This is a genomic window from Methanobrevibacter sp., assembly GCF_017447225.1.
GTDB lineage: Archaea > Methanobacteriota > Methanobacteria > Methanobacteriales > Methanobacteriaceae > Methanocatella.
Map to the genome: position 1 here is coordinate 1 of NZ_JAFSNZ010000088.1, position 6,930 is coordinate 6,930.

At 32.1% G+C, this 6,930-nt stretch carries 7 protein-coding genes; all 7 read right to left on the reverse strand.

Annotated elements, in window-relative coordinates; genetic code table 11:
* Nucleotides 1-221 precede the first annotated feature (221 nt).
* The gene (locus IJQ68_RS08525; protein ID WP_292799207.1) at nt 222-1,031 is read right to left on the reverse strand and encodes a pseudomurein-binding repeat-containing protein; all 810 of its coding nucleotides are present in this window, start codon (nt 1,029-1,031) and stop codon (nt 222-224) included.
* Between the two features lie 260 nt (nt 1,032-1,291).
* On the reverse strand, nt 1,292-1,687 hold the full coding sequence (locus IJQ68_RS08530) for a hypothetical protein (protein ID WP_292799209.1): 396 nt from the start codon (nt 1,685-1,687) through the stop codon (nt 1,292-1,294).
* Between the two features lie 111 nt (nt 1,688-1,798).
* Nucleotides 1,799-2,725 carry a hypothetical protein gene (locus IJQ68_RS08535; protein WP_233144885.1) on the reverse strand — a complete coding sequence of 309 codons (927 nt, stop codon included), beginning with the start codon at nt 2,723-2,725 and terminating at the stop codon, nt 1,799-1,801.
* Nucleotides 2,726-2,737: 12 nt separating this feature from the next.
* Nucleotides 2,738-3,676, reverse strand: coding sequence for a hypothetical protein (locus IJQ68_RS08540; RefSeq protein ID WP_292799214.1), 939 nt, complete (start codon nt 3,674-3,676; stop codon nt 2,738-2,740).
* Nucleotides 3,677-3,687: 11 nt separating this feature from the next.
* A complete protein-coding gene (locus IJQ68_RS08545; protein WP_292799216.1) occupies nt 3,688-4,182 on the reverse strand; it encodes a hypothetical protein in 495 nt (164 codons plus the stop codon).
* A 179-nt stretch (nt 4,183-4,361) separates the two neighbouring features.
* Nucleotides 4,362-6,116 carry a DUF262 domain-containing protein gene (locus IJQ68_RS08550; RefSeq protein ID WP_292799218.1) on the reverse strand — a complete coding sequence of 585 codons (1,755 nt, stop codon included), beginning with the start codon at nt 6,114-6,116 and terminating at the stop codon, nt 4,362-4,364.
* Between the two features lie 72 nt (nt 6,117-6,188).
* The gene (locus IJQ68_RS08555) at nt 6,189-6,587 is read right to left on the reverse strand and encodes a hypothetical protein (protein WP_292799220.1); all 399 of its coding nucleotides are present in this window, start codon (nt 6,585-6,587) and stop codon (nt 6,189-6,191) included.
* Nucleotides 6,588-6,930 lie beyond the last annotated feature (343 nt).

Sequence of the window (6,930 nt, forward strand, 5' to 3'; positions counted from 1 at the left end):
ATAAATATTGTACGAATCCTTATGTTCTTTTATAAGATCATTTAAGTCATTATCCGTTAAATGTTCTTCAATTTTTGCGACTTTCATAATTATTATATATGAACTTCATAAGGTATAAACTTTTCCAAAAAAACTATATATAATTTTTTAAATATATATCTTCCTAAAAAAATATCTAATCAAAATATTATGTTAAAAATAAAAAAGAGTTAACATTAACGTTAACTACTATACAAATCTGTAAATATCCAACTTGGATCATAAGCTATGAGATATCCGTCTTCACACCAGATTGCTCTGACATTTCCTGAAGTTGTATCTGCTACTGCAGCAGGATCTCTATTAATCCAGTTTCCTCCAGTATGTTTTTTATGTCTCAATCTCAATCTGATATGCCCAGTACCGCTTACACGACATTTCACATGGACAAACTGCACGTCATAACCTAAAGACTTAGCTATTCTGTAATAGACCTGTCCCCAGTCCACACAGTTGGAACCTTTACCATTGCTGGCATCATTAATTGTTTTCTTGTCTGTTTTTTGTGAATTAAAGTATTTGCTGTACAATTTCTTCTTTGCTATAATAGTTAATGCTTCATCTATTGTGTTTCCTTTGTAGTTGAATGTCTTCGCAAACAGCTTCATTGTTGAGTCATTGTAATCAGGAAGCTTTGACATTCTGTAAACGATTGCAGGAAGCCTTCCGTTTGCCCTGATGTATGCCTCTGTCCTTATGGCCATATCCACATATTCTGCCTTGTCAATTTTGGTTCCGTTCTTTAACATCACATAGTTTGGAAGGAAATCCAAAGAACTGTTATCCTTAATCAAAGCCATTGTATACATTGCAACCAGCTTGTCTGAACCTAATTTCTTGGCTTTCTTTTCAACATCACTGCAGCTGCCTTTCAATGTCAATATCTGATAATAGTCACGTTTATTATACTTCTTTTTGTTCTGGATTAACCAGAATGCTATTGAGTTCATTGCCTGACAAAAACTTGTCCAGCTAATATTATCTTCTGTCATATATTATAATTTGTATTATCTTATTTATTATATTTTTTATATATTTTAGATAATAAAAATAGTAGGTAATCACTGTGTTGAAAATACTTAATGTTTCCTAAAAGAGAGACTTGATTAAATCAATAGCTGATTTTTTGGTTTGATTTAATTGACTGTCACTGACATTAACGGCAAGGGTTGTCAATACAAGACTGGTTTTTAAACCCCGATATATATCAAAGAATTTCGAAAAATAAGTTTTCAACAGTTAACGGTCGCCGTTAATGTTGGATGTTCTTGTTATGGATCCACTCACGGTGCTTTCCGATAGCTACTCTTACAATAACATCAATCAGATCGGTTTCATCTTCCTTTTTGAAATAGTAATAAGCCGGTCCTTCCAGCATTTGCCTTAAGTCATAGAATGGTCTTGGTTTTACAGCATCCGGATTCATTAATCCATAATTTTTCAATAGCTTTATATTTTCAGTTTCATATTTATCTAATTTGGATTTCTGGACTTTAGTAGCTACTGTCTTTTCTTTTTTATCAAACAGTTTAGCTATTTGAGAGCTATCAATTAATATACTGGATTCTATCAATAGCAAGGTTATTTCTTTACCTTTAACTGTTAATGTTGTCGGATGTGAATTTTCAGTATCTAATATCAGTTTCATTTTATAGCCTCAAGTATATAATATAGCGATTATTGCATATAAAAAATATGAGCAGAAGAAATTAGTGAAGCTATTGAAACTTCACTAATATTTAGGAGATAAAATATGGTTCTATGCTCTGAAATTACCTTTGATGATTCTGTTAGGTGCATTCATTAATACTCCAACGCTTGACAGGATGAAGAGTTTGGTGTACATCGGCAATTCATCCCTGATGTCCTTTCTCATGAATTCAATCAACGGATAGAAATCATACATCTCACCATCAGGTCCTAACGGAGCAACGGTTGTTCCGGTAGTTCTGGAGTATAACAATTTCATTCCGGGGTTGATGTAATCCATACCGATGTATGTCTTGTCACCCATCTCAGAACCACCATCACAGACAGCAGTGCCTAAAATGTCAATATTATCAACACCATAATAGCTTTTGATAAGTTCTACCGGTTCGACCTGTCTGTTGCTTGAGAATATATCTGATTTCAGGGTTGTTAATGATTTGTAGCTTACGGCCATGCTGTTTAAGTTGGCATAGCTTCCGGCTGATTCCTTGAACTTTTCCTGAGCTTTGAGGATGGTCATTCCAGTATCATCACCACTTTCAAAGTTGTATGTAGCAACTTTAGATGAATTCATAATCATGTCAATAGCTGCCTTTTCAATGCTTCTGCCGATGAGGATTCCCACATCCTGTAGCATGTCATTAACGGAGATTAAATTGGAATCAAGCATTTGGGCGGAAACGTTCAATACTCCACCGATAGTGTCGATGGAGATGGTTTCTGAGATTGGTTTTCTGACGTTCAGTTCCTGTAAAGTAGCGCCTGGAGCAATGTCTTTTGCCTCTCCAAGTACGCCTGACTGAATGGCTTCCTCGATATTGACTCTTTGAGACATGTAAGTATAATACTGTGAGTTCTCTTCAATTTCCTGCTTTGGCAACAGTCTTGTGAATTTCATCCACTTTGCAGAAGTATCGGCCACAATCTGCGCCATCACTTCATTTTGTACTTTTGCATCATTTCCTTTGGTTAACATTAACAATCCTCCTTATGGTCTGCAAGTACCTTTCAGGGCAAGTCCCGGTTTATTTAACAATATTCCGACTTTACTTTGTATGAACAATTTTGTATATTGGGGTAACTCATCGTAAATGTCTTTACGCATGATTTCAATGATAGGATAAAAGTCTGCAATGTTTTCATCAGATGTAATAGGTGCAACGGTAGTTCCTGAAGATTTGGAATATAATACTGTTAACGGAGCATTTCTTAAATCGAAACCGATGTACTGTTTATCACCTATTAATGATCCGCCGTCAGCCTGGGTTGTTCCTAACAAGTCAATGTTATCAATACCATAGTATTCCTTAATGTCTTCAACAGGTTGAACTAACTTGTTTGAACTGTAAGTTAATTGTTTAACGTATGATAATGTTTTGTAGGACTCTGCCATTATTGTTAAATCAGCACCTGCTCCGGCATTGCCTTTGAAAGCTTCCTGTGCTTTGATGACAAAGTTACCGAATGCATCCATAGTATCATCGGTTTGGGTTGTGTTATATTGCGGAACGTTCGGGGAGCTAATTATTGTATCGTAAATGTTATATTCAATACGGTTAGCAATAACAGTAGCCACATCACCTAACAAATCCTCAAATGAAACGATATCTGAGTCGAAAACATCCTTGTTGACGTTGAGTACTCCACCGACAGTGTCAATGCTGATTGTGTCGGTTACCGGTTTTCTGATGTTTAACTCTTGTAAACTTGCACCAGGAGCGATGTCTTTAGCTTCTCCGAGCAATCCTTTTTTGATAGCTTCATCGAGATTGATGTTCTGTCTGAAGTATGTGTAGTAATCGGAGTTCTCTTTGATTTCTTGTTTAGGAAACAATCTGGCTAACTTCAATCTTTTTGCGGTTTCATCAGTAATGGTTTGAGCTATTACCTCATTTTGTACTTTAGTATCATTTCCTTTTGTAATCATTAATTATCACCTTAAGTTGAACCTGTGGTTCCGATGTCATATGGTCTGAACACTTCGATGTACTTGTAATCGTCTGAGCTAGTTACCGGATGCATTGCAATATATTCTCCCTCATCTGATTTGATGGCACCGGTGCTTGTTAAAGCTATTCTGTTGTTGACTGCAATGTTTGAAATTCCTGATGCTAATTTCAATCTGAATAAATGTCCTAATACAAGAATAGCTGTTTTTCTTTTACCTCCAGTCATGGTAACCGGATCGTTGACCGCAATTCCTAAGATTATTTCGCCTTCTGAGCCTGTGAATTTTTTAACGGTAGGTTTTCCGATGTCTGAGTTGGCTGATAGAGTAACTGCGTCATCGACTTTTATTTTGGTTCCTGCGTATTCGTAACCTGGAGTTTCACCTGTTGGAGTGGTGACTGTGGTTGCGGTGATTGCACCTTCATCCAGAAGGAATGTTGTGACTTCTTTTCTTTCTTCAAGTAATATAATTGAATCTGCCATAAATGTCCTCCACTTAATTTATTATATAATTTATTACTTTTAATATATAAAGATTTATATATAATAGCTACTTTTTTAAAAATTTTGTGAAGATTGACATTAACGATTTGGATTTTAAAAAAAAGGATAGAATAGAAATAAGTCAAAAATAAAGTTTAAGAAGACTTATTTCATATAATTTATAATTTTTCAAAATAATTTTTAATACTTTTAGCCATTAATTTTCTACGTGCTTCTAAAAACTCAAAATAATCCATATTCCAGAATTCATATGGTAAATCATATTTTTCAACGTAGTTATTCATTAAATCTTCTTTTTCATGTTCATTTAATGAGTTTAACATTAATGGCCAATACTCTGCTGGAGATTTATCGCTGATTTTAATGTTATCTTTATACTCAATGTAAATCTTATTTGCTTGTTGATTATAATCGGTTTTATCAGTTATTCCATTATTGATTAAATAATTTTTTGGGAATATATGATGGATATCAACTGATTTTTTCGTTGATTTAGATAATGGAGATAAATGATCTCTTAAAACAGCTTTTGAAAATAACATATTGTCTCCTTCGAATATTTTTGCAGCAGTATAAACTTTGCCTGCATAATTGTTACTGGATGAAATTAATCTTTGAGGAAGAGTTATATTCCAATAATCAGCTGTCAATTCACTTCTAATTAAGTTATCCAATGTTTCCACAAAATCAACATCTTTTTCCCTAAATCTAACTAAATCTTGTTCATAAACTGATTCTGATGATGAAGAATATCTTTGTGTTAATTGTGAAAATGCAAACCACTTACTAATTACTCTATTTAATTTTGAGTATTCAACATTAAATTGATATTTTCCAATTAAATATAATCCATAACAAGCATAAAATGCAAATTCTGAACTAATTAAAACATTATAATTTATAAATCCAATAGATTCAATTAAATTGCAGTAATCATGCCAGTTTGTTAAATTTAAAACAATTTCCTGTGCTTTTTTATATTTATCAAAGTTTTTATTTCTTTCAGCTTCAGTAGTAGTTTTATTTTCTAAATTCCTACCTTTAAGAATTAAATAAGCATAATGGAGCCTGCCTCTAAAGAATGAATAAGCAATTGCAGGTCTTAAAAGATGTTCTAAATCAGGGGTTGCTTTTATTGTTGTAAATGCGGTTTCCCTATTTAAATCTGGTTTTTTACAATCTTTTGTAAATTCTTCCAATGCTTTTCTTCCCTCATCCCAATACACTGACATTAATGTTAAAATAAAATCAGATTCATTTAAGACCTTTCCCTTACTGTTTATTCTTACAAAAATTTCAGATACTTGTTCTGGATTTAAATCTTGTGATAATTCAATAACTGAAAAGGGGTAGTTTCTAATATTTCTTATTTTTTCGATTTTATTTTCAATTTCTGTTTCATTAATTTCTAAATCGGGTCTTTTTTCTTTAATATTAGAAATATATTCTCTTATAATAGTTAATAGGCTTCCGCTGAATATTTCTGTGATATTATTAATCCATTCAGGATTTTTTTCACGACTTGAATTTAGAACTTCTATTTCATCAGTTAATGGGTTAAATGCAATTTTTGGAAGTCTTTTTTTGTAATTTTTATCAAGAACAGGTTTTCCAGTAAAAACTGTATATAGTGATGTTAATCTTTGCTGACCATCTATAACTAATCTGTTAGGTGATGTTGGCTTATCAAAACCAATTGGTTTAAATTCGTCGTCTCTACCTCCAATTCCCCAAAGTATTATTAATCCTGTTGGCAAACCTCTATATAATGAGTCAAATAAATCCCTAATTTGTTTATCTTTCCAAACAAATGGTCTTTGTAAATCTGGAAGTGCGATAATTCCAGAATCAACTTCAGAAACTAAATTTGAAACTTTAAGATTTGTAGTACTAAAAACATCACCTTCAGCCATAGTATCACCTAAATTTATATTTGATATTAATTTAGTAAAAAGTTATGTATTATGAAACTATAAAAAATTAGATTACAAATTTTCATCATCGATAATCATTTGTTCTGCTTCACCAGTTTCAATCAGATTAATAGCCATGTCAAAATTAGTTTTAATCTCGCTCATTAGCTGCAATTCAGAATCCCAGGTTTCATTTTCATGTTCTCTTGTGATTCCCCAAATACTGGCATCTAATTCTCCTTCAATCAATTCTTCATTGACTAATTCTTCATAAACTGAAAAGTATTTGGCTTGGATTTCTTCGCGGAGCTTTTTTAACTCTTCATAATCTTCTATTAAATCTTCAACTTTGTATTTGTATAACTTGAATTTATTGTAATCTGCAATTAGTTTCATTTGTCTGAAAACGTCAAGTACTTCTTTTTCATCATCTTCAAGCTCATCATATTTTCTAAATCTATCTTCTGTCATTTTAATCACTAGTTAATGATATTATATGCCCCATATAAAATTTTTCCCATGTAATTAAAATTAATTTTTACTTATTATTTTACCTACTTAGAACAATATTGATGTTAGAGTAGTAAAAATAAGAAAGATTATAAAATGTGTCTAACAGAAATAGTTATAAATAATAATTTGTATTCCAAAGAGGGTTCGCATAATGACAGTTGATGTAGAAAGTGAAGCAATGTTGGAAGATAAATTCATAGAACAATTAAAAGGAATGGGATATGAATTTATCAAAATAAACAATGAAGAACAATTAAATTCTAATTTTAAAGTAAAATTAGAAAAATTAAACAAAAAAGAA

What these genes read in the sequence shown, in the direction of transcription:
- IJQ68_RS08525 (WP_292799207.1), bottom strand. Translation starts at nt 1,031, where the DNA reads ATGACAGAAGATAATATTAGCTGGACAAGTTTTTGTCAGGCAATGAAC.
- IJQ68_RS08530 (WP_292799209.1), bottom strand. Translation starts at nt 1,687, where the DNA reads ATGAAACTGATATTAGATACTGAAAATTCACATCCGACAACATTAACA.
- IJQ68_RS08535 (WP_233144885.1), bottom strand. Translation starts at nt 2,725, where the DNA reads ATGTTAACCAAAGGAAATGATGCAAAAGTACAAAATGAAGTGATGGCG.
- IJQ68_RS08540 (WP_292799214.1), bottom strand. Translation starts at nt 3,676, where the DNA reads ATGATTACAAAAGGAAATGATACTAAAGTACAAAATGAGGTAATAGCT.
- IJQ68_RS08545 (WP_292799216.1), bottom strand. Translation starts at nt 4,182, where the DNA reads ATGGCAGATTCAATTATATTACTTGAAGAAAGAAAAGAAGTCACAACA.
- IJQ68_RS08550 (WP_292799218.1), bottom strand. Translation starts at nt 6,116, where the DNA reads ATGGCTGAAGGTGATGTTTTTAGTACTACAAATCTTAAAGTTTCAAAT.
- IJQ68_RS08555 (WP_292799220.1), bottom strand. Translation starts at nt 6,587, where the DNA reads ATGACAGAAGATAGATTTAGAAAATATGATGAGCTTGAAGATGATGAA.